The organism is Bradyrhizobium sp. SPXBL-04, from assembly GCF_051853035.1.
Lineage (GTDB): Bacteria > Pseudomonadota > Alphaproteobacteria > Rhizobiales > Xanthobacteraceae > Bradyrhizobium > Bradyrhizobium zhanjiangense.
Genome location: NZ_CP182472.1, coordinates 3,983,094 through 4,007,096, shown reverse-complemented (window position 1 = coordinate 4,007,096; position 24,003 = coordinate 3,983,094). Strand labels below are relative to the sequence as shown.

At 65.0% G+C, this 24,003-nt stretch carries 22 protein-coding genes; 7 read left to right on the top strand and 15 right to left on the bottom strand.

The window, feature by feature from the left end; genetic code table 11:
* Positions 1 to 9: 9 nt before the first annotated feature.
* On the bottom strand, positions 10 to 1,026 hold the full coding sequence (locus ACNJX8_RS18865; RefSeq protein ID WP_439361654.1) for a carbon-nitrogen hydrolase family protein: 1,017 nt from the start codon (positions 1,024 to 1,026) through the stop codon (positions 10 to 12).
* Positions 1,027 to 1,221: 195 nt separating this feature from the next.
* Here ACNJX8_RS18865 and ACNJX8_RS18860 point away from each other — a divergent pair, with 195 nt between their 5' ends.
* From ACNJX8_RS18860 to ACNJX8_RS18845, 4 genes are all read left to right on the top strand, one after another.
* Positions 1,222 to 2,178: a helix-turn-helix domain-containing protein gene (locus ACNJX8_RS18860; RefSeq protein ID WP_439361653.1), complete on the top strand. Its 957-nt coding sequence runs from the start codon at positions 1,222 to 1,224 to the stop codon at positions 2,176 to 2,178.
* 50 nt (positions 2,179 to 2,228) lie between these two features.
* Positions 2,229 to 2,393, top strand: coding sequence for a hypothetical protein (locus ACNJX8_RS18855; protein ID WP_439361652.1), 165 nt, complete (start codon positions 2,229 to 2,231; stop codon positions 2,391 to 2,393).
* A 240-nt stretch (positions 2,394 to 2,633) separates the two neighbouring features.
* On the top strand, positions 2,634 to 3,659 hold the full coding sequence (locus ACNJX8_RS18850) for an aldo/keto reductase (protein ID WP_439361651.1): 1,026 nt from the start codon (positions 2,634 to 2,636) through the stop codon (positions 3,657 to 3,659).
* A 184-nt stretch (positions 3,660 to 3,843) separates the two neighbouring features.
* The gene (locus ACNJX8_RS18845; protein WP_439361650.1) at positions 3,844 to 5,265 is read left to right on the top strand and encodes an MFS transporter; all 1,422 of its coding nucleotides are present in this window, start codon (positions 3,844 to 3,846) and stop codon (positions 5,263 to 5,265) included.
* Positions 5,266 to 5,337: 72 nt separating this feature from the next.
* On the opposite strand, the gene clpA is transcribed toward ACNJX8_RS18845, so the two are convergent.
* The 3 genes from clpA to ACNJX8_RS18830 form a co-directional block, all read right to left on the bottom strand.
* Positions 5,338 to 7,746, bottom strand: a complete 2,409-nt coding sequence (gene clpA, locus ACNJX8_RS18840) for an ATP-dependent Clp protease ATP-binding subunit ClpA (RefSeq protein ID WP_128933285.1) — start codon at positions 7,744 to 7,746, stop codon at positions 5,338 to 5,340.
* A gap of 301 nt (positions 7,747 to 8,047) precedes the next feature.
* A complete protein-coding gene (gene clpS, locus ACNJX8_RS18835) occupies positions 8,048 to 8,380 on the bottom strand; it encodes an ATP-dependent Clp protease adapter ClpS (RefSeq protein WP_164934959.1) in 333 nt (110 codons plus the stop codon).
* A gap of 608 nt (positions 8,381 to 8,988) precedes the next feature.
* Positions 8,989 to 9,327, bottom strand: a complete 339-nt coding sequence (locus ACNJX8_RS18830; RefSeq protein WP_024341049.1) for a phasin family protein — start codon at positions 9,325 to 9,327, stop codon at positions 8,989 to 8,991.
* Between the two features lie 389 nt (positions 9,328 to 9,716).
* On the opposite strand from ACNJX8_RS18830, the gene ACNJX8_RS18825 reads away from it, so the two are divergent.
* Positions 9,717 to 11,552, top strand: a complete 1,836-nt coding sequence (locus ACNJX8_RS18825) for a serine hydrolase (protein WP_439361649.1) — start codon at positions 9,717 to 9,719, stop codon at positions 11,550 to 11,552.
* Positions 11,553 to 11,776: 224 nt separating this feature from the next.
* On the opposite strand, the gene ACNJX8_RS18820 is transcribed toward ACNJX8_RS18825, so the two are convergent.
* The 4 genes from ACNJX8_RS18820 to ACNJX8_RS18805 form a co-directional block, all read right to left on the bottom strand.
* Positions 11,777 to 12,502, bottom strand: coding sequence for a DnaJ domain-containing protein (locus tag ACNJX8_RS18820; RefSeq protein ID WP_128941299.1), 726 nt, complete (start codon positions 12,500 to 12,502; stop codon positions 11,777 to 11,779).
* A gap of 78 nt (positions 12,503 to 12,580) precedes the next feature.
* Entirely contained in the window at positions 12,581 to 13,327 is a 747-nt protein-coding gene (locus ACNJX8_RS18815; protein ID WP_128947078.1) for a VWA domain-containing protein, read from the bottom strand.
* Positions 13,328 to 13,449: 122 nt separating this feature from the next.
* Positions 13,450 to 14,310 carry an alpha/beta fold hydrolase gene (locus ACNJX8_RS18810; protein WP_128941297.1) on the bottom strand — a complete coding sequence of 287 codons (861 nt, stop codon included), beginning with the start codon at positions 14,308 to 14,310 and terminating at the stop codon, positions 13,450 to 13,452.
* Between the two features lie 341 nt (positions 14,311 to 14,651).
* Positions 14,652 to 15,575 carry a division plane positioning ATPase MipZ gene (locus tag ACNJX8_RS18805; protein ID WP_439361648.1) on the bottom strand — a complete coding sequence of 308 codons (924 nt, stop codon included), beginning with the start codon at positions 15,573 to 15,575 and terminating at the stop codon, positions 14,652 to 14,654.
* A 280-nt stretch (positions 15,576 to 15,855) separates the two neighbouring features.
* Between ACNJX8_RS18805 and panC the strand changes: the two genes are divergently transcribed.
* Positions 15,856 to 16,707, top strand: coding sequence for a pantoate--beta-alanine ligase (gene panC, locus ACNJX8_RS18800; protein ID WP_439361647.1), 852 nt, complete (start codon positions 15,856 to 15,858; stop codon positions 16,705 to 16,707).
* Here the strand turns inward: panC and ACNJX8_RS18795 are convergent.
* The 4 genes from ACNJX8_RS18795 to ACNJX8_RS18780 form a co-directional block, all read right to left on the bottom strand.
* Entirely contained in the window at positions 16,704 to 17,144 is a 441-nt protein-coding gene (locus tag ACNJX8_RS18795) for a DUF1489 family protein (protein WP_439361646.1), read from the bottom strand. The two genes, panC and ACNJX8_RS18795, sit on opposite strands and share 4 nt — an antisense overlap.
* Positions 17,145 to 17,186: 42 nt before the next feature.
* Positions 17,187 to 18,173 carry a hypothetical protein gene (locus ACNJX8_RS18790; protein WP_439361645.1) on the bottom strand — a complete coding sequence of 329 codons (987 nt, stop codon included), beginning with the start codon at positions 18,171 to 18,173 and terminating at the stop codon, positions 17,187 to 17,189.
* Between the two features lie 158 nt (positions 18,174 to 18,331).
* Positions 18,332 to 18,535 carry a hypothetical protein gene (locus tag ACNJX8_RS18785; RefSeq protein WP_128926196.1) on the bottom strand — a complete coding sequence of 68 codons (204 nt, stop codon included), beginning with the start codon at positions 18,533 to 18,535 and terminating at the stop codon, positions 18,332 to 18,334.
* A 294-nt stretch (positions 18,536 to 18,829) separates the two neighbouring features.
* Positions 18,830 to 19,492: a glutathione S-transferase family protein gene (locus ACNJX8_RS18780; protein WP_439361644.1), complete on the bottom strand. Its 663-nt coding sequence runs from the start codon at positions 19,490 to 19,492 to the stop codon at positions 18,830 to 18,832.
* A gap of 122 nt (positions 19,493 to 19,614) precedes the next feature.
* Here ACNJX8_RS18780 and ACNJX8_RS18775 point away from each other — a divergent pair, with 122 nt between their 5' ends.
* Complete coding sequence (locus ACNJX8_RS18775; RefSeq protein ID WP_128933275.1) at positions 19,615 to 20,331, top strand: DUF599 domain-containing protein; 717 nt, start codon at positions 19,615 to 19,617, stop codon at positions 20,329 to 20,331.
* Positions 20,332 to 21,579: 1,248 nt separating this feature from the next.
* Here the strand turns inward: ACNJX8_RS18775 and ACNJX8_RS18770 are convergent.
* The 3 genes from ACNJX8_RS18770 to ACNJX8_RS18760 all read right to left on the bottom strand — a co-directional run bounded on the left by ACNJX8_RS18770 (position 21,580) and on the right by ACNJX8_RS18760 (position 23,847).
* A complete protein-coding gene (locus ACNJX8_RS18770; protein WP_439361643.1) occupies positions 21,580 to 22,518 on the bottom strand; it encodes a hypothetical protein in 939 nt (312 codons plus the stop codon).
* Between the two features lie 49 nt (positions 22,519 to 22,567).
* Entirely contained in the window at positions 22,568 to 23,386 is an 819-nt protein-coding gene (locus ACNJX8_RS18765; protein ID WP_128941291.1) for an aldo/keto reductase, read from the bottom strand.
* A gap of 158 nt (positions 23,387 to 23,544) precedes the next feature.
* Positions 23,545 to 23,847 carry a helix-turn-helix domain-containing protein gene (locus tag ACNJX8_RS18760; protein WP_091889582.1) on the bottom strand — a complete coding sequence of 101 codons (303 nt, stop codon included), beginning with the start codon at positions 23,845 to 23,847 and terminating at the stop codon, positions 23,545 to 23,547.
* Positions 23,848 to 24,003 lie beyond the last annotated feature (156 nt).

Sequence of the window (24,003 nt, the reverse complement as noted above, 5' to 3'; positions counted from 1 at the left end):
CGCCGACGATCAGCTCGCCGCCGCGGCGATATCCTTGGGCTCGACGGTGTCGACCGGCAGCGCAAACTGCTCGACCCGCTTGTACGGCTTGTTGTTGAGCAGGAGCCGCGTCACGTCGGGCCGCGAATAGTGCCCGGCGGGATCGGCGGCGTTCTTGGCGATGCCGATGGCGCCGAGGTCGATCTCGGCAATAAGGAGGCCCTCCTGGTCCGGCGCCAGCTTCTCGCCGATCTGGCTGCCGTCGGGGCCGTAGATCGCGGCAAAGCCGCCGCCGGCATGCAGCAGCGCATGCTTGTCGGGCCGGTCGCACAGTTCGTCGATCATTCCTTGCGACACCGTCGCGCAAGGCGCGAGCACGAAGCAGGAGCCTTCCACCGCATAGACCCGCGAAGCCGCATTGTTCACCTCGGCCCCGAGCGCCGGCGCAAAGGGATCGTAGAGCGAGAAGCTCGGCCAGGCCGCGACGTGCACCTGTTCGTTCTGGGCGTACATCGCGTATTTCGACAGCGGCTGGAGATGCTCCCAGCAGCACAGCGCACCGAGACGGCCGATGTCGGGTCTGCCATGCACGGCGAGGTCGCTGCCATCTCCTTCGCCATAGACCGTGCGCTCGGCATGGGTCGGCCGCAGCTTGCGGCGCTTTGCGATGGTCTCGCCGTCGGGTCCGATCAGCCATTGCGCCAGATAGAGGCTGCCACCGTCGCGTTCGGACAGGCCGATCACGGCGGTGAGCTTTGCCTTGCGCACGGCCTCGCGCAGCTTTTCGGCCTGCGGGCTATCATAGGACAGTGAATTGTCGAAATAGCGCTGCACGAAGCCGCGGCCGATCGCCCAGGCCGGCGAGTCCATCCAGATATGCCAGGGGTAACCGGGGATGAACGCCTCGGGAAACGCGATCAGCTTGGCGCCCTTCTCCGCGGCCTCCCTGATCAGCGCGATCGACTTGTCGATCGAGGCGTCGAGGTCGAGCCAGGCCGGCGCCGCCTGCACCACTGCTACCTTATATCTCGGATGTTCGATGCCCATTCCCGCCTCCATTGCCGGTTGATCGGAAGCCACGTCCGATGCAGTCTATTGAGCCAAGCCGGGCGGCCGGGCGCTCGACCACGGCGGAACAAAAACTCGACTGGACGCGGCCACCGACCGGTATGGGATTTGCCTCCGGGCAGGCTGGATCCGCCAACGGACGATTTTGCAGGATGTGAGAGGGAGGCTCCTCAGATGCCAGTCCAGTTCACGACGGACGGCAGCCCCGGCTACCGGCGGCTTGCTCTCTGGCAGGACATCGTCTGCGACGTCTTCGTCGGGCTCGACTGCAAGTCGGACCTCGGCAGCGCCTTTCACGGCTCGGTCACGCAGGCTTCGCTCGGCAGGGCCGTGTGCTCCGAGGTCTGCTCCGAGCGCCAGCACGTGTTCCGCACGCCCTCGCGCATCGCGCGCTCTGATCAGGATTTCGTCCTGGTCGCGCTCGGCAATCGCGGCGACGGCGGCGTGGTGCAGGATGGCCGCGAGACCGTGATCCATCCCGGCGAGTTCGCTCTGTATGACACCACGCGGCCCTATGAGCTGAAGTTCAACCACAGCTTCACGCAGACCATCTTCAAGGTGCCGCGTGAGATGCTGCAGCGCCGGCTCGGCGGCACCGAGGCGCTGACCGCGATCGCGTTCGGCGCTGACGCACCGCTCGAACGGCTCACCTATGATTTTATTATCAGGCTCTGCCAGAGCGCGGACCGGTTGGATCCGAACAATGCGGTCGCGCTGTCGGAGCAGGCAGTCGATCTCCTTGCGATGGCGCTGGGCGAACGGCTCGGCAAGACATCGCTGCCATCCTCGACCCATCGCTCCGCCCTGCTCTACCGGCTGAAAGCGCACATCCGCGCGCATCTCGCCGATGCCGAGCTCTCGCTCGCGGAGACCGCGGCCGCGCTCGGCATCTCACCGCGCTACGTCAACGATCTCCTCGCGGACGAGGACATCTCGTTCCAGCGCCACGTGCTGGCCGAACGTCTCGCCCAATGCCGGCGCGACCTCGCCTCGCCCGTGCTCGCCCATCGCCACATCAGCGAGATCGCCTTCGCCTGGGGTTTCAACGACCTCTCGCATTTCGGCCGTGTCTTCCGCGAGCATTTCGGGATGTCGCCGCGCGACTTCCGGCAGAGCCAGTTGCGGCACTGACGTCCCTTGCAATCAGCTATCAGCTCGAGCCTTCGCTTCCAGCGAAGGCCATGCTCGCCAATTCCAAATTGTCTTGCCTCGTGACCTGCATCAAGCTGGCACGCATGAGGACTCACGCCACCATAAGCGGAATGGAGCTGTTGCTGAGTGTGATCGCGATCCGGCTCGCAGTGCTGGTCCTGGTGGGCTGGAGCCTGACGCTGCTGCCGCGGTAAACGCGTGACAGCGAACCCGCGTGCTTGCCCTCACCCGCAACAAGGCTCGAAGCTCAATCTTTGGTGAAGACACCCGGCTCGCGCGTTGCCGATGCAGCGTTCGACGACATGCGCCTGCACGATTAGGCCATTCCCAAGCAAGGCCGGTATGTGAGCGCGTGATAGGACGCGGCGCCTGCTTGCATTATCCTCGCCACCAAGCCGCAGTGATCAATCAGCGACCGGCCGAGGAGCATATCGATGGAATACCGACGCTTGGGCCGGTCAGGCCTCATGGTGCCTGCCTTGAGTCTTGGGACCGGCACCTTCGGCGGCGTCGGCCGCCTCGCCGCGTGGGGCACGACGGACGCGACCGAAGCGCGGCGGCTTCTCGATATCTGCCTCGATGCCGGCGTGTCGATGTTCGATACCGCGAATGTCTATTCGCTCGGCGAATCCGAGCGCGTTCTCGGCGAAGCCATCAAGGGACGCCGCGACAAGGTCCTGGTCTCGACCAAGGCAAGCTTCCGCTTCGGCGATGGGGCCAACGACATCGGATCATCGCGCCAGCATCTGCTCGCGGCCATCGACGGTTCGCTGAGCCGGCTCGGCACCGACTACATCGACCTATTCCAACTTCATGGATTCGACGCCTTCACCCCACCTGAAGAGGTGCTCGCGACCCTGGACGTGCTCGTGCGCGCCGGCAAGATCCGCTACATCGGCGTCTCGAATTTTTCGGGCTGGCACCTGATGAAGTCGCTCGCCGTCGCCGACAAGCATGGCTTCCCGCGCTACGTCGCCAACCAGACCTATTATTCACTAATCGGTCGCGACTACGAGTGGGAGCTGATGCCGCTCGGTCTCGACCAGGGCTTAGGTGCCGTGGTCTGGTCGCCACTCGGATGGGGCCGCCTCACCGGCAAGATCCGCCGGGGTCAGCCCAAGCCGGACGTCAGCCGCCTGCCCCAGACCGCCGAGTTCGGCCCGCCCGTGCCGGACGAGCACGTCTATCGGGTCGTCGATGCCATCGACGAGGTTGCGAAGGAGACGGGCAAGAGCGTCTCGCAGATCGCGCTCAACTGGCTGCTGCAGCGTCCGACCGTCTCGACCCTGATCATCGGCGCGCGCAACGAGACGCAGCTGCGCGAAAATCTCGGCGCGGTCGGCTGGTCGCTGACCAAGGACCAGGTCGCAAAGCTCGATGCCGCGAGCAAGGTGACGCTGCCCTATCCCTATTGGCACCAGCGCACGACATTCACCGACCGCAATCCGCCGGCGGTGTAGAAGCCGGCCAATTGCCATGACTGCGCGCTGTTGAGCTTTCGTGAAAGCGCGTTCCGACCCCTGTCTTTTCATGGCGGAAGCCCTGCTCCGGCGGGGGAACTGTCGGTGTCCTGACGGGTTGCTGTCGATCGGGCAATTTCCTATTCGGAGATGAATTACGGCTCGAATCAACCGCGCCTCCATCATGTCGTCCGCCCCGATCGAGCATGCCGACGGCCTGCCGCAGCCACAACGCAACCAGGCGGTGCTGACCATTGCGCTCGGCATCATCATGGCGGTGGTCGACAGCGCCATCGCCAACGTGGCGCTGCCGACGATTGCAGCCGACCTTGATGCGAGCCCGGCCTTCTCGATCTGGATCGTCAACGGCTACCAGCTCGCGATCACGATCTCGCTGCTGCCGCTGGCTTCGCTCGGCGAGATCGTCGGCTATCGCCGCGTCTATCTGGTCGGGCTCGCGCTGTTCACGCTCGCATCCGCGTTGTGCGCGCTGGCACATACGCTGCCGCTATTGACGATCGCGCGCATCATCCAGGGCTTTGGCGCGGCCGGCATCATGAGCGTCAACGCGGCGCTGGTGCGTTTCACCTATCCGCGCAGCCAGCTCGGCCGCGGCATCGGGCTCAACGCGCTCGTGGTCGCCTTCTCGGCCGCGGTCGGACCGACGCTCGCCGCCGGCATCCTCGCGGTCGGAAGCTGGCCCTGGCTGTTCGCCATCAACGTGCCGCTCGGTGCGGCGACATTGCTGATCGGCTTGCGCAGCCTGCCGCACACCAAGCGAGCGAGCCGTTCCTTCGATTGGCAGAGCGCGGGGCTATCGGCGATCACGTTCGGCGTCGGCATCGCCGCCGTCGATAGCGTCGGTCATGGGGAGGCCGCGATCACCTGCCTCGTGCAGTTCGCCATCGCCATCATCGCCGGCGCGCTGCTGATCTATCGCGAAACCCACATGACCTCGCCGCTCTTGCCGGTCGACCTGTTACGCATCCCCGTGTTCGCGCTGTCGATTGCGACCTCGATCGCATCGTTCTGCGGGCAGATGCTGGCCTTCGTCGCCATCCCCTTCTATCTCCAGAGCCGCTTCGGCTATTCGGCCGTGCATATGGGCCTCTTGATCACACCCTGGCCGATCGCGGTGGCTTTCGCGGCGCCCCTCGCCGGCCGCCTGGTCGAGCATTATCCGGCCGGCCTGCTCGGCGGCATCGGGCTCACGCTGTTCGCCTGCGGCCTCGGTGCGCTCGCCTTGCTGCCCGCTAGCCCGACGCCGTTCGACGTGATCTGGCGCATGGCACTGGCCGGCGCCGGCTTCGGCCTGTTCCAGACCCCCAACAACCGCACCATGATTGCGGCGGCCCCGCGCGAGCGCGCCGGCGGCGCCAGCGGCATGCTGGGCACGGCACGCCTGCTCGGCCAGACCACCGGCGCGGCGCTGGTGGCGCTGTTGCTCGGCCGCTATCCGATCGACGGAACCCGATTGGCGCTGCTCGCCGGTGTCGGCTTTGCACTCTGCGGCGCGGTGCTGAGCATGCTACGGCTGTCGCCCGCGGGCGCGCGCGGCGCCGAGCAAGTCCGCGTGCAGGACGATCAGCGCCTGCGGGGGGAATGAAGCCGCTACGATGATGCGAGCAACAAAAAGGCCGGCTTTTCAGCCGGCCTTTTCTTTTTTCATGACACCCGATCAGACCTTGACCAGCGGTCCTTTCGAGGTCGGCCCCTTGGAGCCGCCGGGACCGCCCGGCTTGGACTTGCCTGGCGGACGCTTGCGGGCGCCGGGCAGCTTCTCCTGCTTCGGCGTGACCGGGCCCTCGACGAACTCGAAGCCAATCTTCTCCTTGGTCTCGTCGGCCTCGTCCTTGACCAGAACGACGCGAACGTGGCCGCCGCCCTTCAGCTTGCCGAACAGCACCTCGTCGGCCAACGGCTTCTTGATGTGCTCCTGGATCACGCGGGCCATGGGACGTGCGCCCATCTGCTCGTCATAGCCGTGCTGGATCAGCCAGGCCTTGGCCTCCTCGGACAACTCGATTGTGACGTCGCGATCGCCGAGCTGCGCCTCGAGCTGAAGCACGAACTTCTCCACGACCGTGCCAATCACCTCGACGCTGAGATGGCCGAACGAGACGATGGCATCGAGGCGATTGCGGAATTCCGGCGCGAACTGCCGGTTGATCGCCTCGTGGTCGTCGCCTTCGCGCTTGGAGCGGGTGAACCCGAACGCCTGCTTGGCGAGATCCGCTGCGCCCGCATTGGTGGTCATGATCAGGATCACGTTGCGGAAGTTAACCTGCTTGCCGTTGTGGTCGGTGAGCCGGCCGTGATCCATGATCTGGAGCAACACGTTGTAGAGGTCTGGATGCGCCTTCTCGATTTCGTCGAGCAGTACCACGCAATGCGGATGCTGGTCGACGCCATCGGTGAGCAGGCCGCCCTGGTCGAAGCCGACATAGCCGGGAGGCGCGCCGATCAGGCGCGACACGGTGTGCCGCTCCATATATTCGGACATGTCGAAGCGCAGGAGCTCGACGCCCAGCGCGGCCGCGAGTTGCTTGGCGACCTCGGTCTTGCCGACGCCGGTGGGTCCGGAGAACAGGTAGCAGCCGATCGGCTTCTCCGGCTCGCGCAGGCCCGCGCGTGCCAGCTTGATCGAGGCGGCGAGCGACTCGATCGCCTTGTCCTGGCCGAAAACGGTGCGCTTCAAGGTCTGCTCGAGATGCTTGAGCACCTCGGCATCGTCCTTCGACACGCTCTTCGGCGGAATCCGCGCCATCGAGGCGATCGTGGTCTCGATCTCCTTGATGCCGATGGTCTTCTTGCGCTTGTTCTCGGAGACCAGCATCTGCGCCGCACCTGACTCGTCGATCACGTCGATCGCCTTGTCCGGCAGTTTGCGGTCGTGGATGTAGCGCGAGGAGAGCTGGACGGCGGCCTCGATCGCCTCGTTGGTGTATTTCAGCCGGTGGTAGTCCTCGAAATACGGCTTGAGACCCTTGAGGATCGCGATGGCGTCCTCGACCGTCGGCTCATTGATGTCGATCTTCTGGAAGCGCCGCACCAGCGCGCGGTCCTTCTCGAAGTGCTGACGATATTCCTTGTAGGTCGTCGAGCCCATGCAGCGGATCGTGCCTGAGGCCAGTGCTGGCTTGAGCAGGTTCGAGGCGTCCATCGCCCCACCCGACGTCGCGCCCGCACCGATCACAGTGTGGATCTCGTCGATGAACAGGATGGCGTTGGGATGTGCCTCGAGCTCCTTCAGCACCTGCTTCAGACGCTCTTCGAAGTCGCCACGATAGCGCGTGCCGGCAAGCAGCGTGCCCATGTCGAGCGAGAACACCGTCGCGGCCGCCAGCACCTCCGGCACCTCGCTGTCGACGATGCGCTTGGCGAGACCCTCCGCGATCGCGGTCTTGCCGACGCCGGCTTCGCCGACGAACAACGGGTTGTTCTTCTGCCGGCGGCACAGCACCTGGATCGCGCGGTTGATCTCGGAATTGCGTCCGATCACCGGATCGATCTTGCCGTCGCGCGCCTTCTTGTTGAGGTTGACGCAATAGGTCTCGAGCGCCTCGCCCTTCTTCTTGGCGTCCTCGTTGCCCTTGGTCTCCGTCTCCTCGTCGACGCCGCGCACGGGCCGCGCCTCGGAGACGCCCGGCCGTTTGGCGATGCCGTGGCTGATGTAGTTGACCGCGTCATAGCGCGTCATGTCCTGCTCCTGCAGGAAATACGCGGCATGGCTCTCGCGCTCGGCGAAGATCGCGATCAGCACGTTGGCGCCGGTCACCTCTTCGCGACCGGACGATTGCACGTGGATCACCGCGCGCTGGATCACGCGCTGGAAACCGGCGGTCGGCTTGGCGTCGTCGGCGCCATCCGTCACCAGATTCTCGAATTCGGTTTCAAGATAGTTGACGAGGCTCGTGCGGAGCTTGTCGAGATCGACACTACAGGCGCGCATGACGGCGGCTGCATCGGAGTCGTCGATCAAAGAGAGCAAAAGATGCTCGAGCGTCGCGTATTGGTGATGACGCTCGTTTGCGATCGCCAGCGCACGATGCAGGGATTGTTCAAGGCTTTGGGAAAAAGTCGGCATTCGCGTCCTCTATGGCCCCCACCATCATGATCGTCATCGCCCGGTCAGGCAACAACAACCTTTGTCACATATAGTTATACAAGATCGCGGCAAAAGACCGGTTCCGCGACTCTGGCGGCTGCACACCTCCGGTATTCTCGATTACGGTATTCTCGATGCAAAACCCGTTCCGATTTGGGCGGGATCGGCGCCGGCACAAAATTCCGTTGCTGCCGGCTGCAAGGGATGTCGCGCGCAGACCTCAGGCGACGATCACACCGCCACTACCAAGGGAGCCGGCTTCAACGCGCCGTAAGGCGTCTTACTTCTTTTCCATCACGCATTGCAGCGGATGCTGGTGCTTGCGGGCGAAATCCATCACCTGTGTCACCTTGGTCTCCGCGATCTCGTAGGTGAACACGCCGCACTCCCCGATGCCGTGATGATGGACGTGCAGCATGATCTTGGTCGCCGCCTCGACGTCCTTCTGGAAGAACTTCTCCAGCACGTGAACGACGAATTCCATCGGCGTGTAGTCGTCGTTCAGGATCAGCACACGATACAGGTTCGGCCGTTTGGTCTTTGGCTTGACCTTGGTGATGACCGAGGTGTTCGGCCCGGAAGGGCCGCCCGAACGGTTCTCATCGTTGCTCATCCGGGGAGCGTAGGCGGCGGTGACCGCGGACAGGTCGAGTCTGGAAGTCAGTTGCGGCATGGCACAGGCGTTCAAATTCCCCACGGAAGCGAATGACGGTCTGCGGCGCAGCTCCGCACTTCGGAGCCTCGCACAGGCGCGCCGCCTTTCTGAATCGCCGCCTCCGACCGATCCGGTCCAAACCGGATCGGTCGATAGCAATATGGCCCTGCCCCCGGCTCGCCGCAAGCATGCAACGGTCCGGCCGATGCTGCCGCGGCGGTCCCGATTCCCGGCCCGGTGATCCTCACCAAGGTTAGTCAATCCGGACCGATTTGACAAAATTTTCCGTCGCGCCCATTTGGAACGTGTTGACCAGGAACCCGACCGTCCCATGCGGCCGCGACGTTTCGCGCACGGCACATCTCCGGTTTTCTACGGTCCAATTTACCAAGGGCTCGAGTGCGTGGCGCGAGATCGGGCCGTGTCGCGTTCGACGTCTCCAGCTTTGCGACAACGGCAGGTCGGCAAGCGTCACGATCGATGCGGCACTCTGACGAATTCATCTCGCGCAAACAAAAAGCCCGGCTGATGCCGGGCTTTTTTCATTCCAGGACTTCCAGAAAGCGTTAGTTCGCAGCCGGGGTGAACTTCGACACGATGGTCTCGACCGGCTTGAACGCCTGCTTGGCGAGGTCGCTGTAGAGGCCGGCGATCTTCTGCGATTCAGCAACGAAGGTCTCGTAGGCGGAACGGGCGAAATCGGTCTGCGCTTCCATGGCCTTGTCCAGCGACTTCACGCCGGAGAGCTTCTCGACGAAGGACTTGGTGTCTTCGAACGACTTCTTGGTGTAGTCGCCATAAGCGCTCGCGATCGCCTGGAGGCCGTGCTGCACCGACGTCGCGGAGGCGACGCACTGCTCGAACTGCTCTTTCCCGTAGTTCTGAAAGTCTTCAACCTTGAACATGTCGGAATCCTTTTTCCCTGGCTCTCGTCGGGAAGCCCCGGCTCCCTGACTCTGCCCACAATTAGTGCAACGCACAAAAAAGTCAAGAATCTTGTGCGACGCACAAAACTAGATCCAAATCGCTGAGATTCCCGGGGTTTCCCGCAAGGGTTCCTTAAGCTTTTGGAAACCGCGGCCCCCTACCCTGATTCCCTGGACGTGTTCACTTCCGCAGGCGGTCAAAAGCCGTTTGAGAACATCACCTTAGCCAGAACAGCGGCTCAGGCCCAACGTTTCCCGCGGCGGACACCAGCGGAGGGGCAGCCTGAGCAGGTAATGATCCCCCGGTCCATTGGGCACAATTTCGCCTCACGAGCCGGTGATCAAGTCAGAAACGGGGACGGGGTTCCATGCTTCGTAACAATTTGTCTTCCTCGCGCTTGGCGCGGGTTGGCGTTTTCGGGCTGCTTACGGTCACCACCGCAGTCATCTTCACCACCGATGCTGCCGAAGCGCGGCGCCACCGGCGCCATTACGCGCACCACCGGGTGCAGCGCGATGTGTCCGAGAGCTCCAGCCCGAAATTCGCGTCCATCATCGTCGACGGCAATTCCGGCGCGGTGCTGCAGTCGACCAGCCCCGACGGACTGCGCCACCCCGCCTCGCTCACCAAGATCATGACGCTCTATTTGCTGTTCGAGCGCCTCGAGTCCGGCAAGCTGAAGCTCGACACCGAGATGCCGGTGTCTCAGCATGCCGCCGACCAGGATCCGACCAAGCTCAACCTCCGCCCTGGCCAGACCATCCGCGTCGAGGACGCGATCAAGGGCCTCGTGACGCGCTCCGCCAATGACGCCGCCGTGGTGATCGCGGAAGCGATCGGCGGCGACGAGGACGATTTCGCGCAGATGATGACGCGCAAGGCACGCTCGCTCGGCATGTCCAAGACGGTCTACCGCAACGCCTCGGGCCTGCCGAACGACGAGCAGGTAACGACGGCACGCGACCAGGCCACGCTCGGCCGCGCCATCCAGGAGCGCTTCCCGCGCTACTACCGCTACTTCGCGACCGCCTCGTTCAACTGGCGTGGACAGTCGATCCGGAACCACAATCACCTGCTCGGCAATGTCGAGGGCGTGGACGGCATCAAGACCGGCTACACCCGCGCCTCCGGCTTCAACCTCGTCAGCTCGATGCGCCGCGGCAATCGCCACCTGATCGGCGTTGTGCTCGGCGGCCGCAGCGGCGGCTCGCGCGATGCCATCATGCGCAACCTGCTCGCGGAGAATCTCGAGAAGGGCGCGACCACCCATACCGTCGTTGCCGTCACCGAGCGTAACGGCGCCGACGCCAATGCCGACGTCGCCGACGCATCCGATACCCCGGCACGCCCCGTGGCGCAGGTTCAGGCCGCGGCCGCCCCTGCTCCCGAGGCCGCCCCGTCCCGCCTTGCCGCGCGTCTGTCGACGCTGGCCGCTGCAACTGCCGCGATGCCGCCGTCTCAGCCGAAGCCTGAAGTCCGCCCGACTGAATCCAAGATCGAGCCGGCACCGCTCACCAACGGCGTGATCTCGAGCCAGCCGCTGTCCATCATCCCCGGCTCGTCCGAGCCGATGAAGCCGGTGCGGGTCAAGACGGTGCAGGTCAAGGCCGGCGCCGTGAAGGTCGCCTCCGCCGCCCCGGCCCAGGTATCGCCGCCGGTCACGAACACCATTCCGTCCCGGTCCGACGTCGCGGAGACCTCCGGCGCCGTCGTCGCCCGGGCCGATCTCATCAACAAGCCTGAGGTCGCGAGCCAACCGGAGGCGCCGAAGGCCGAGATCGCCCGCACCGAGCTGCCGCGGCAGCCGGCGGGCTTCGGCACCGGCAACGGCATCCTCGGGGTGCTGCCGGCCGCAACCGCCGCCGCGCCTACCCCGGCCACTCCGAAGCTTGCTTCCGCCGATCCGGCGCCGCAGCCGATCCAGATGAGCGCCACGACCAAGCCGGCCGTCACCCACAGCGGCTGGATCGTCCAGGTCGGCGCGCTCGAGAGCGAGACCGAAGCCCAGCACCGCATCGACGCCGCCCGCAGCTCGGCCCGCGGCCTGCTCAGCAAGGCCGATCCGTTCACCGAGCCGGTCGTTGCGAAGGACAATCGCAAGCTCTACCGTGCCCGCTTCGCCGGACTCGAGCGCGACCAGGCCGAAGCCGTCTGCCGTACCCTGAAGCGCGCCGAGATCTCCTGCATCACCGTGCGCAACTGATCTCCTCCACCGCTTCCGAACAAATGCCCGCGCTTTTGCGCGGGCATTTTTGTTTTCGAACGTGCGGTGAGCAGAAGCCAGTTCCGCGACAACCTCTCGTCAAGGATTTACGGTTAAGATTTTCCTCAAGGGATCGACCACGCCGACAATGGCGGGCATCGGGCGACGGCAAACGGAGCAAGCGGAGCTCACGCGGTACGGGCGTTTGTGGCGTGGTGCCGGAGTTAGCCGTTATGCGTACGAAGCAGAGTATCCTTGGCCTCGTTTACACGGGCAGCGAGATACGTCGAGCCCCCCTGGTCGGGATGGAGTTTCTTCATCAGGGACTTGTGAGCCCTGCTGATGTCGTCGCGCCCCGCGCCCGGCTGCAAGCCAAGGATCTGATAGGCTTCCTCCGTCGTCATTTTGCCGCTCGTCGCCGTGCGGCGCTGCCGCCCTGCCGCATCGCGCTGCGCGTCCTGACGCCAAGCGGGAAACCGGCGGTCCAGATAGCTTTCAAGTAAGGCCACACTCTCGGCGTCGAACGCCGGCACCATCGCCAGCAGGCCGGCGAGATCAAACTCGCCGAGGTCGCGCCCGGCATGAGGTCCGGCAACGATCTGGCCTGTCAACTGGCCGGTGTCGTGGTCAAGCCGCATGTCCAGGAATTGCGAGCGCACCCGCGAGGCCTGTCCGGACGGGCGCGTCGCGCCGCCGCCGAACAGCCCTCCGACATTGCCGAAGCCGGCGTTGGCCAGGGGTGTCCAGCCGAGCAGCCCGGCGCCGAAGATTCCGAGCGGAATCGCGACGACCAATTCGCCCCGCAGACCCGTGAACGCTGCGGCCGCCAGCGCCACCACGCCGCCACCGAACTTGATGGCGCGCGCCAACGCCGCCGGATTGGCAGAGCGGAACGTCTGGAGCAGCAGATAGAGCGTGATAACAGCGACAGCGCCGGCAATCAGGGTCATGGCCGGAATAATATAGTCGCCCTCCCGGCAAAATGCATCGCGTCCACGGCCGCAGCGGGTCGCAGCCTGCTTGAAGCGTTACTTCATCTGTCCGATCAGCTTTGCTGCGCCGCTCGCGCTTTTCGCCAGTTGTAGCAGCGCTTCGCGGCCGCCGGCAGCGTAAGCCGCCGCTGCCCGCAACAGCTCGCGCAACTGCGCCGCCGCGCCCGGATCGAACCGGCACCAGGCACCGCCGGTCAGGCGCGCGATCTCGCGAAAGGTCCGCTCGGCCACCGCGTCATGGCCTTCCTGAAACACGAACACAGGCACCTTGAGCATGCCGAGCTCGCCGGCCTTGGCGCAGAGTTCGTCGGCCTTCTCCTCCATGGCATCGCCGACGAAGACGACGGCCCGCACGCCGGAGGCGACCGCCTGGCGCCGGGCCTCGCTCAGCACCTTGCCAATCTGGGTGTCGCCGCCGCGGCAATCGATCTTGCTCATCAGCGTCGCAAGCCTGGCACTGTCGGAGATCCACGCCGTCGCGCGGCATTCGTTGAAGCCGCGATAGTACACGAGCCGGATGTCGAGACTGCCGAGCGCCGCAGTCTCGCGAAACATGTCGGCCTGGAGCGCGCAGGCCATGTCCCAGGTCGGCTGCCGGCTCATCGTCGCATCCAGCGCGAAGATCAGCCGTCCCTTCGCGCCGGGCGCATGCGGCGACAGCGCACGCGCCTTGGTGACGAAGGCGGCAATGTCCGCCGAGGTCGACGTCCCGGCCTGCGGCACCGCGCCGCCGGCCTTCGTCGAGACGGCATCACCGCGCGGCTTGATGGGTTCGCCCGACATCGCTGCTCAACCATGCGTGGGCGATTAATGTGGTGCGCACACAGAGCCCGGTCAATGTGCAAAGCCTCCGCGAGCTTACGCCGGCGGAGGCTTTGAAATCGGAGCGAATGATGAGGGAGGCGTCAGCTCTTGGCAGGCGCCATCAATGCGACCGGACCGGGCTCGAGAATCTTGGGCGGGGACGACTGCGTGTCGACTGGCGCAATCTCGCTGTCAGTCGCGCTCAGGAACTTGTCGAGCATGCCCTGGATCGAGTTCTTGGCGACGTCCGGACCGGTGTCCCGCATGTCATTATGCTGGAATTCGGTCTTCACGACCTGAATGCCCGCCTTCTCGCACTCCTCGTCCGTGGGGATCACGCCCGCATCGGTCTTGAACTGCGGGTCGGTGGAGCGGAACGACAGGATCTTGAACTTGCCGGCAGTGACGAAGGGAACCCGCAGATTGTCGAGGGTGACAACCTTCTTGACCTCGTCCGGATACTGCTTGGCGAAATACATCGAGATGTCGCCGCCCATGGAATGACCGACCATGGTCACCTTGTCGTAGTCGGCGTTCGGCTGGACCTTCTTCATTTCCTGCATAGCGAGATGAATGTTGGCGACGCCGCGCAGGATCTGCGGCAGCCGGCCCACATAGAGTTCGCCCGGCTTGGTCACCATCGGAGGATCGGTCGGCAAATCATGCTGCGGGCTGACGACCATGTAGCCGCGCGCAGCGAAGATGTTGGCGAGGAAACCGTACTCGGTATTCTTGACCGTATTGCCGTGATTGATCACGGCGACCGGCAGCGTGATCATGCCGGCATTAGCCTGCATTTCCTTGTCGCGGCGCACCGCGATGTCGACCGGCACCGGGCGATTGTCGCGCGAAGTGTCGTAGAAGGTGATGGTCTCGTGCTTGATGGCCCACTTGCTCGCCGTGAAATAGGCGATGCCGCAGAGGGCACTGACTGAAACCAGAACGGCAATTCCACGCTTCATTTTTGTCCTCAGCCGCAGGCTCTTGCGGCCTGATCCCTGTTGAAAATCGTGTTCTTCCGGGGCTCTTCGTCCCCTTGTCGCCTATTCGCTAATATATGTCACAGCAGCGTGACAGGAAGGCTAAATATTGTGAACCGGCAGCCCTTTCATTGTGCGTCGCACACGTTTGTTGGGCACCCTGTCCTCATACGGCCACTAGGTGCAGGCCACTATCCGACGCAACCAGTGGCGATTGGGTTCGATTTCACAGGTAAGCGCAGGATAAAAACGGCGGAACGCGGGTTGAGTTCCCGCGACAAGCGGCCGCTGGGATTGACTGCAAGTAGCGATATACCGCTGCCTTAGGCGCCGAGGATGTCGTGGACCTCGAGCGGCTTGTCGACCTGGCTGAACCACTCGGCGCGGTTGGCGGCGCGGCGGCGGCCGCGCTCGTCGAGCGGCAGCTTGAGCTGGCGGAGCAGGCTCGTCACTTCCTCCCGGGCGGTGAGATGGCCGAGATTGGGGCGCATGCCGAGCGTGGCCTCGTCGATCTCGTCGAGGGCGGTCAGGCCGCGCGGGAAGAATTCGCGATAGACAACGCGTTCGGCGAAGCCGTCGACATAGCGGAAGCCGAGCCGGAGCGACAAATCCTTCAACCCCTCGGCGACAAGCTGCTTGTTGCGGGAGCCGAGCATGGACAGGCGGTTGCGCACGACGATCCAGTCGGTGGTCGCGCCGTCGACCTGGCGGCGCTTGCGCCTGACATCGCGCACCATCTCGGCGTAATGGCTCTCCCCCGTGACCGCGTAGTTGGCGGGATCGACGGTGCCCAGCACGTCGAAGTCGAGGAAGCTGTCGTTGATCGGCGTCACCAGCGTGTCTGCCATCGAATGCGCCAGCCGCATCAGGTAGCTGTCGGTGCCGGGCGTATCGATGACGATGAAGTCGAAATTGCTTTCGACCGCCGAGACCGCCTCCATGAATTGCTGGAACTCGGAATTCTCGTTCTCGGCGATCTGCATGGTCTCGCCGAGCTTGATGCAGCGATGCACCGGCAGCTCGAGGTCGAGCTTGGTGCGGCGCGCCCAGGCGGAGCGGTTGCTGATGTAGCGGGTAAAGCTCTGCTGTCGGCAGTCGAGGTCGATGGTGGCGACGCGTTGGCCGGCCTTCAGAAGCGCAACCGCGATGTGCACGGCGGTGGTCGATTTGCCGGAGCCGCCCTTCTCGTTGCCGAGCACGACGACATGCGCCGAGCCGGATTGGCCTTGGCTAGCCTGCACAAGCATAGCGATCCTCAACACCCCTAACGAATATCTTCGAGTTGACCGCGTTTGCGGTCAAGTGAAATGCGTGACAGGTCATGCAAATTGCAGCGCGCCGTTCTTCATCATGAATCGCGACGCGAGCTTTCGTCTGTGATCCGCAAGTGTCGCGACGTCATGCGCAGACTTGCGCGGGATGCTGTGCCGCATCCGGATGCATGGCGTCCACGATCGCGGCTTGTTAAGGTTAGCCAGCCGGACGCCAGCCCTCACCCGCACTGATTCCCAACCCCGTCGAGTCCTGATGTCACCAAGCCCCTTGATCGCCCGCACGGTCCCCACCCTGCGGCGCGCCATCGACAATCTTCGCAAGCGAAAGGCCACGATCGCGCTGGTCCCAACCATGGGGGCGCTCCATGACGGGCATGTGTCGCTGGTTCGCCTCGCCAGGCGGCGCGCAAGCCGCGTCGTGGTGTCGATCTTCGTCAATCCGACTCAGTTCGCTCCGACGGAGGACTTTGGCGCTTATCCGCGAACCTGGAAGGCCGACATCGCCAAGCTCGCGGCCGAGGATGTCGATGTGGTCTGGCACCCCGGCGTCGAGGCCATGTATCCGGAAGGCTTCGCCACCCGCATCGTGCCGGAGGGGCCGGCGCTGGCCGGGCTCGAGGACCGCTTCCGGCCGCATTTCTTCGGCGGTGTCGCCACCGTCGTCGGCAAGCTGTTCACGCAATGCCGGCCCGACTTTGCAATCTTCGGCGAGAAGGACTTTCAGCAGTTGCGGGTGGTGACGCAGATGGCGCGGGATCTCGACCTCGGCGTCAAGGTCATCGGTTCCCGCACGGTGCGCGAGCGCGACGGGCTCGCGATGTCCTCGCGCAACGTCTATCTCTCAGCCGAGGAGCGGCAGATCGCAATCACGCTTTACCGCGCCATGAAGGAGAGCGCCGGGCGCATCCGTGCCGGCGAAGCGATCGCGCCCGCGATGGCGGGCGGCGCCGAGATGATCAAGGCGGCCGGTTTCGCGCTCGACTATTTCGAAGCCCGCCATGCCGCGACGCTGGCACCGCTCACCTCGCGCAAGGACGGCCCCTTGCGGATCCTGGTCGCGGCCAGGCTCGGCACGACCCGGCTGATCGACAATATCGCGGTTTAGAGCAGGCCGAGATCGCGCAGCTCGCGCCGCATCGGCTCCGGCATCGCCGCGATTGAGCCGGCGGCGGACTTGCCGAGATCGGCGGGCACAGAATCATCGGTGAGATAGCGCCAGCCCTGGAACGGCCGCATCGGCCGCGGCGACACCGAGATCACCTTCGGCTGCATCACGATCCGGCAGCGTCCGATGCCGTCCCTGTCGCGGAACGGCTCGATGCCGATGATCTTCTCCCGCGCAGCGATCTCGCCCTTGATCACCCAATAGAGCGAGCCGCCCGCCAGGATCTCGGCGTCGCGCTTGGGCACCATGCGGGTGATGTGGATGTGACGTTGCGGCAGCCCCTTCTTCTTGGCGGCCTGCATCCGTTCGGCGACCCACTCCTTCAATTCCTTGACGGAGTCGCAGCCGACGGCGAGCTTGATCAGATGTAGCGGCATGCCCCAGCATTAGCCGGGCAGCCGCGCATTTGGAATGCCGATCTACTCGTTATCCGCAGCCGCGGGCGCAGCCGCCGAGGCCGGCGGCGGCGGGAGCGGAACCGGCGCGGCAGCTGGGGCACGCGCAGCCTTCGGCGCCGGCGGCTTCTTGGCGGGGGGGGCTGCGGGAACTGCGGCCTGCGCCGAGGTCGCGGCCGGCGCGCGCGGCGCGGGCGCTGCTGCCGCGTTTGCAGCCGGTGCCGCCGGGCGCGTCGTCGCCGTGGGCTCCGGATTCATGATGCTGACCGGCGGCGTCGACGAGGCGCTCGGGAACTCGGCATTGGTCGGCTTGCCTGTCGGCATCGACGGCGGCAAGCCGGCAAGCGCGGCGCTGGCCGGCATTGCCGGCGCGTTCCAGGTCGGCGCATAGCGCGCGACCAGCGTGTCGTAGAGATGGGAATTCATGTTGGCGGCGACCTGCTGCTGGTCGGTCAGCGAGCGGAACGCAGCGCAATCGAACTCCGTGCAGCCGTCGCGCGCGACCAGCACGTGCGCAACGAGGCCGTAGCGATCACGCTCCAGCGATTTGCGCAGCACCTTCATGTCCAGCGTCAGGCTCCTCTCGGCCGTGGCGACCTCGCCGAGCGCGGTCAGCCGGTCGATCCTGGCGGCGGTGTAGGAGACGGCCGCAGCGGCTGTATCAGGCGCGCCGAACAGCGCCTTCTCGCAGCCAACGGCCACGGCATCGCCGGCGAGATCGTCGAGACAGGACAGCGCGGGCAGGCTCGCTGTCACTGTTCCTTGCGCGCGCACCTCGGCCGGGGTGGCCTGCCCCTCAGGACCATAGATGCGCACGGTGGCCGCTCCGGCGATCGCGATGGATAGCAGCGTAATCACGGTCAGCGCGCCGTTGGCCACGGACCGGTCGGCGCGCGGCAGCGCGATCAGCAGGATCAGCCCGAAGAATCCGGCGGCCGCCAGCGTCATCCACATCGGGAAGGCCGGCGAGTGCCAGATTTGGTCGAGCGAAGTGGCCCATGCCCAGTTCATGCGCGACGTCCCCTCACGCGAGCAAAGAGCGGATGGTCAAAGCGAGCACCGCGAGTCGGCAACTGCCCCCACTCACCTTGGGAAGGTGAAGCGGGCCTTTTGACGGCGAGAGGACACAACTTCCCGGGAGGCGCCTATGCGCAGGTAGCGTCGGGCCTTCAGGAGAGCGCGAGCTGGCTTTCCTTGGCAACGCGCTCGAAGGCTTCGGTCGAGCTCTTGATCCGGTACTGGCAGTCGTCGCCTTCGGTCGGCAGCAGACGGATGATCTCATACGCGCCGCTGGCAGCCGGACGCGCGACGTTGCTGGCCGTGAACAAGACGCGCGTTCCCACGGGGAATTTGTGCTTCAACACCCTCTCCATTACTCAAACAGCGCCTGCCTCGCCCAGTGTCCCACTGCGATGGCCGGCCGGAAACCCGGGCCGTCCTATAGCACGAGCCCCGCCGGTTTGGCCAGCGCAAACCGGCATGGCAATCGCGCAAATTCTGCCGCTATTTCATAACGATAGCGGGACAACCTGCAAGCTCGATGGACCGCGGGAGCCGCTCGTTCGCGTGGCGTGTCGCAACTGGTGTCGCAGCCTCCTGCGCCACGGCCCTGGTCGCCGGCCTGACCGCCGCCGGCCCGCCGGCCGGCGTCCCGATCAGACCAGCGATCAGGCGTCCTCGAACTTCTCGATGCGAAGCGTTTCGGCGAGCCCGTCCCGGGTCCATTCCTGAAACGCCGGAAGCGCCAGCATCGTGTCCATGTAGGTCTTGGTCTCGGGCGTGACCTCGATCGCGTAGGTACGGAAGCGGTGCACGACCGGTGCGTACATCGCATCCGCCGCACCGAAGCGGCCGAACAGGAATGGTCCCTTGGCGCCATAGCGGGTCCGGCACTCGCGCCAAATCTCCTGCACGCGCGCGATATTGGCCTTGGCGTCCGCCGACAGCGTCACGGGGCGTACGGGACGGTGCAGGTTCATACCGCATTCGTTGCGCAAGGCCATGAAGCCGGAATGCATCTCGGCGCATACCGAACGGGCATAAGCGCGCGAGGCGACATCATCGGGCCACAGTTTTTTCTCCGGGTAGCGCTCGGCGATGTATTCGATGATGCTGAGCGAGTCCCACACCGTGATGTCGCCGTCGACCAGCACCGGCACCTTGCCGGCGCGGCTGAAGGACAGGATCTGCTCCTTGTCGGCGGGATTGTCGGTGTAGAGCGGGATGAGCGTCTCCACGAACGGGATGTCGTTGGCGCGGAGCGCGAGCCAGGGTCGCATCGACCATGACGAGTAGTTCTTGTTGCCGATCGCGAGTTTCAGCGCAGCCATGTTATCAGTCCTTCCTGAGACGCCCAGAAGCGAGCTGCTTTTAACGCCATCGCCTGCCGCCAATCAATCGTTGCCGCGCCTCGCCATGCGTGGCAATCGTTGCCGCCCGCAAGGAGACGGACATGAGCAGGCACTGGGTCGACATCACCGCCGTCGGCTTCTTCATCATCGAATGGCTGGCCTACGCGCTGACGCTGGAGCATTCGGCCTATGGCCGCGACAGCCTGTCGGCGCGCATGAACCGCTATCGCGAGGTCTGGGTCCGCCAGCTGCTCGACCGCGACACGCGCATGGTCGACATGCAGATCATGGCCTCGCTCCAGAACGGCACCGCCTTCTTCGCCTCCACCAGCCTGTTCGCACTCGGCGGCGCGCTGGCGCTGCTGCACGCCACCAACGATGCCATCACCATCCTGAGCAAGCTGCCGATCGACCTCAGCCCCTCGCCCGCACTGTGGGAGCTGAAATGCGTCGGCCTCGTGCTGATCTGCGTCTACGCCTTCTTCAAGTTCGCCTGGGCCTATCGCCTGTTCAACTACGTCGCGATCCTGTTCGGCGGCATGCCGCCGGCCTCCCAGCGCGACACGGCGGAGGCCGAAGCCCATGTCATCCGCACCTCGCGCCTGTTCGAATCCGCCGGCCGCCATTTCAACCGCGGCCAGCGCGCCTTCTTCTTCGCCCTCGGCTATCTCGGCTGGTTCGTCAGCCCCTGGCTGCTGTTCGTGACCACGGCGGCTGTGGTGGTCGTGACCTGGCGACGGCAGTTCGCGTCCAGCGCCTGGGCGGCGATGGCGCCGGAGGTGGTGGCTGATGGCGAGGAGCAGAAGCGCAGTCATTGAGCTGTCCGCGCCGGTGCGGTGAAGTGCAGCCCACGCTTTCTCCACATCGTCATTGCGAGCGCAGCGAAGCAATCCAGAATCAGTCCGCGGAAAGACTCTGGATTGCTTCGTCGCAAGGGCTCCTCGCAATGACGGAGCAAGGGGCAATGGCGTCGTCCTCCAAATGCCACTGTCATTCCCCGCGAAGGCGGGGAATCCAGTACGCCGCGGCCTCTCGGTTCAATCACAAGTGTCTCGGAGTACTGGATCGCCCGGTCGAGCCGGGCGATGACAGCGAGTGTGTGGTTAGCGCTCGCCCCAATCTCGTCATTGCGAGCGCAGCGAAGCAATCCAGAGTGTTTCCGCGGCAAGACTCTCGATTGCTTCGTCGCAAGGGCTCCTCGCAATGACGGAGCAAGGGGCACTGCCGTCGTCCTCCAAATGCCACTGTCATTCCCCGCGAAAGCGGGGAATCCAGTACGCCGCGGCCTCTCGGTTCAATCACGACCGTCTCTGGAATACTGGATCGCCCGCCTTCGCGGGCGATGACAGCGCGTGGTTGGTCGCAGACACGCCTTCGCATTCTCGCGGCGGATTTCGCCCGAGCTTTGCTCGTCGCTCCACCCTCTTATCCAAGAGGGCGCAGGGAAGGCCGGGTGCCGGCTGGCACCCACGGTCCGCTGTGCGAAGGCACACGCAGAAAAACTGCACAGCGGCATACAGGTGAAGCCCAACACACGGCCTTCCCTGCGCAGTGGTTGGACGGCTTATGCCGCGCTCTCCCGGGAGCCGAGTTCCTTCTGGCCTCCCTCACCCCGGCGAAAGTCACGGACACCGCGCCGGTTGACGCCAATGCCGCATCCGCCAGGGCTTGACCGTAGCAACGACGGCCAGGACCACACGGTTTTGCCGTACGCGCGGTTTCGCCTGCACCGCAGGGTTCGACGGCGTTGTGCACCTTGCCATCGAAATGCTGGCGCGACGAACCTGACAGCGTCGTCCGTCCGCGCGAAGCCTCGGGCTCACGGAGAGCAATCCGCCCTGCCCTTGGCTCTCGCGCCCGACGCTGCCGCGTCCACCGCAAGCCCGGCTCAGCGATCATCACGACACATGATCGCCCCTCAAGGGTGAGCCGGGATGGGCGACACATACGACAAATCCGAATTTCGGTAAAGTGGAATATTTTCGCGAACGAGGATTGACAGAGAGCGACACAGCAAAATCCCGCAGCCCGGAGCGTGCGCTCCATCCGGGCTACAAAACTACATGCTACCCACCAAAATCCCGCGGGCTGAACGGCAAATCCAACACCTTCCATTCCCCGTACAAGGCGGCCGGCAGCATCTTGTAGGGCTGGCAGTTCTGGAGCGCGCTCATTGCGGACTTCACCAAGGCCACGCCCTTCGCGGATGGCGGGGCCGCCATCAGGATCGGCTCGCGCGCCAGCGTGCCGTCGGTGGCGAGCACCGTACGCAGCTTGATGTGGACGTTGTCGGTCGGCGCGACCCCGGCCGGGAGCTTGGCGCAGCTTTTCAGGTGACGGCGCAGCTCGGCGATGACTTCCGGTGGAAGCTTGGCGGCGATCGAATCCTTGGCGTCGCCGCCGTCGTCTTTGGGAGTGTCCTTCGGCAGCTCCGTCGGCAATTCAGGCGGCAGGCCCAGCATGACGCCGTATTTGACGGTGACGTCAGGCTCCGGCGTCTGGTAGGCCGGTGGCGGCGCAGCCTGGGGCTGCTGCCTCGCCTGTGACGACGGCGGCTGTATCGGCGGCTGCGGCATCGCCTGTGGCGGCGATTGCGGCATCGGCTGAGGCGGGGCCTGCGGCGGAGGCTGTTGCGGCTGTGCGTTGGCCTCGCGCGGCTTCGGTGAAGGCGAAGGTTGCTGTTGCGGCTCGGGCGACGCCTGCGGTGATGGCGATGGCGCGGCCTGCTGCTTGGCCGCCGCATCCGACTTGTCGGTGAAATCCAGCTTCGGCAGTTTCAGGTCGGGCGTCGGCTCCGGCGGTTTCTCCTTTGCCGTCTCTTTCGTCTCCTGCTCGTTGATCTCGTCCTTGACCTGCTCCGGCGTGACGATGTCGACCGAAACAGTCTCGGGCGCTGCGGCGTGGAACGGATGGACCTCGCTGATCAGGATGATCAGCGCCACCAGCGTCAGATGCGCGATCGCCGACGCCGCGACGTCCGTCCGTATGATCTTCCGCAGTTCCATCGACTGACTTCGGGTTGCCGCGCTGGTCCTAGCATACCCCAGGCCCCCCTCAATCCCATTTCGGCGCGAAGCCGAAATCGGTCAGGCGGCCCTTGGGGTGGGCCAGCGCGGCGATCCGGCTCATCTCGTCCTCCGACAGCTCGAAATCGAAGATCTCGATGTTTTCCGACAGGCGCTCGACGCGCGAGGTGCGCGGGATCGCAGCGACATTCTGCTGCACCAGCCAGCGCAGGCACACCTGCGCCGGCGTCTTGCGATGGGCGCGGCCGATCTCCGCGACCGTCTGGTCGGTCTTGATGCGACCCTTGGCGATGGGACTGTAGGCGACGAGGGCAAGGCCATGCTGGTCGCAGGCCGCCCTCACCTTCGCCTGGTCGAGATAGGGATGATATTCGACCTGGTTGCAGGCGAGCGGCTCGGGCGATAACGCCACCGCCTGCTCGATCAGCGCCACCGTGAAATTGGAAACGCCGATATGGCGGGTGAGGCCCATCGTCTTCGCATGCGACAGCGCTCCAAGCGTCTCCGCCAGCGGCACGTGCGAATTCGGCCAGTGCAGCAGCAACAGGTCGACGGAGGGAAGCCGCAGGCGGGCGAGGCTCTCCTTGACCGAGCGTTCGAGATCGTGGGGCGCGAAATGGTTGGTCCAGACTTTCGTGGTGAGGAAGATGTCGTCGCGGCGCACGCCCGAGGACCGCAAGCCGTCGCCGACCTCGCGCTCGTTGTCATAGACCTGCGCGGTGTCGATGTGGCGATAGCCGAGCCGTAGCGCCTGCTCGACCACGCGCGCGGCCGGCCGGCCGTCCAATTCCCAGGTGCCGAGCCCGATCGCCGGGATCCTTGCACCATTGGCCTCGACGAACAGCATGAGGAATCCTCTCTGTTGCGGCAGCCCCAAATCATCCAGGCGTCATTATGGACCCGGCCCATGTCACTGCCAACGCAAGCCCGCGGCAGTTCGGCCGGATATTCAGGGCAATACTAACGTGAGGTTCGCGTCGAGCTCTTGGCGTCAGGCCTTGGTCATCAGACCTTGGCGAGCGCTTGGAACACCGTATCCGGTGCATGCGCGATCACGGCGAGCAGCGCGCGGGCCGGTCCCCGCGGGGCGCGCTTGCCCTGCTCCCAATTGCGGATGGTCTCGACGGGGACGCCGAGTTTTGCGGCGAACTCCATCTGGGTGAGACGGGCGCGGCGGCGCAAATCGCGCACCGCGAGCGGGCCGGTGTCGCCCGACGCGGCATTGGCCGCCGGCCGGACCGGAAATTCCTGCCCGTCCCGCAATTCGACGATCCGCCCGTCCGCCTTCAGCCGCAACCGCATGCTCATTCCCCCAAGCGCGGACGATGATGCGGCAGGTCGCTTAAGTTCGGATTAAAGATACCGAGGTCTCGTGCCCCGGACGCGGCGCAGCGCTGAGTGAGGGGGCCCCTGTGCCCACCCCGTCATTGCGAGGAGCTCTTGCGACGAAGCAATCCAGACTGC

Bases quoted from the DNA above. Each gene is read 5' to 3' on its own strand.
- ACNJX8_RS18865 (WP_439361654.1), bottom strand. From the start codon at position 1,026: ATGGGCATCGAACATCCGAGATATAAGGTAGCAGTGGTGCAGGCGGCG.
- ACNJX8_RS18860 (WP_439361653.1), top strand. From the start codon at position 1,222: ATGCCAGTCCAGTTCACGACGGACGGCAGCCCCGGCTACCGGCGGCTT.
- ACNJX8_RS18855 (WP_439361652.1), top strand. From the start codon at position 2,229: ATGCTCGCCAATTCCAAATTGTCTTGCCTCGTGACCTGCATCAAGCTG.
- ACNJX8_RS18850 (WP_439361651.1), top strand. From the start codon at position 2,634: ATGGAATACCGACGCTTGGGCCGGTCAGGCCTCATGGTGCCTGCCTTG.
- ACNJX8_RS18845 (WP_439361650.1), top strand. From the start codon at position 3,844: ATGTCGTCCGCCCCGATCGAGCATGCCGACGGCCTGCCGCAGCCACAA.
- clpA (WP_128933285.1), bottom strand. From the start codon at position 7,746: ATGCCGACTTTTTCCCAAAGCCTTGAACAATCCCTGCATCGTGCGCTG.
- clpS (WP_164934959.1), bottom strand. From the start codon at position 8,380: ATGAGCAACGATGAGAACCGTTCGGGCGGCCCTTCCGGGCCGAACACC.
- ACNJX8_RS18830 (WP_024341049.1), bottom strand. From the start codon at position 9,327: ATGTTCAAGGTTGAAGACTTTCAGAACTACGGGAAAGAGCAGTTCGAG.
- ACNJX8_RS18825 (WP_439361649.1), top strand. From the start codon at position 9,717: ATGCTTCGTAACAATTTGTCTTCCTCGCGCTTGGCGCGGGTTGGCGTT.
- ACNJX8_RS18820 (WP_128941299.1), bottom strand. From the start codon at position 12,502: ATGACCCTGATTGCCGGCGCTGTCGCTGTTATCACGCTCTATCTGCTG.
- ACNJX8_RS18815 (WP_128947078.1), bottom strand. From the start codon at position 13,327: ATGTCGGGCGAACCCATCAAGCCGCGCGGTGATGCCGTCTCGACGAAG.
- ACNJX8_RS18810 (WP_128941297.1), bottom strand. From the start codon at position 14,310: ATGAAGCGTGGAATTGCCGTTCTGGTTTCAGTCAGTGCCCTCTGCGGC.
- ACNJX8_RS18805 (WP_439361648.1), bottom strand. From the start codon at position 15,575: ATGCTTGTGCAGGCTAGCCAAGGCCAATCCGGCTCGGCGCATGTCGTC.
- panC (WP_439361647.1), top strand. From the start codon at position 15,856: ATGTCACCAAGCCCCTTGATCGCCCGCACGGTCCCCACCCTGCGGCGC.
- ACNJX8_RS18795 (WP_439361646.1), bottom strand. From the start codon at position 17,144: ATGCCGCTACATCTGATCAAGCTCGCCGTCGGCTGCGACTCCGTCAAG.
- ACNJX8_RS18790 (WP_439361645.1), bottom strand. From the start codon at position 18,173: ATGAACTGGGCATGGGCCACTTCGCTCGACCAAATCTGGCACTCGCCG.
- ACNJX8_RS18785 (WP_128926196.1), bottom strand. From the start codon at position 18,535: ATGGAGAGGGTGTTGAAGCACAAATTCCCCGTGGGAACGCGCGTCTTG.
- ACNJX8_RS18780 (WP_439361644.1), bottom strand. From the start codon at position 19,492: ATGGCTGCGCTGAAACTCGCGATCGGCAACAAGAACTACTCGTCATGG.
- ACNJX8_RS18775 (WP_128933275.1), top strand. From the start codon at position 19,615: ATGAGCAGGCACTGGGTCGACATCACCGCCGTCGGCTTCTTCATCATC.
- ACNJX8_RS18770 (WP_439361643.1), bottom strand. From the start codon at position 22,518: ATGGAACTGCGGAAGATCATACGGACGGACGTCGCGGCGTCGGCGATC.
- ACNJX8_RS18765 (WP_128941291.1), bottom strand. From the start codon at position 23,386: ATGCTGTTCGTCGAGGCCAATGGTGCAAGGATCCCGGCGATCGGGCTC.
- ACNJX8_RS18760 (WP_091889582.1), bottom strand. From the start codon at position 23,847: ATGAGCATGCGGTTGCGGCTGAAGGCGGACGGGCGGATCGTCGAATTG.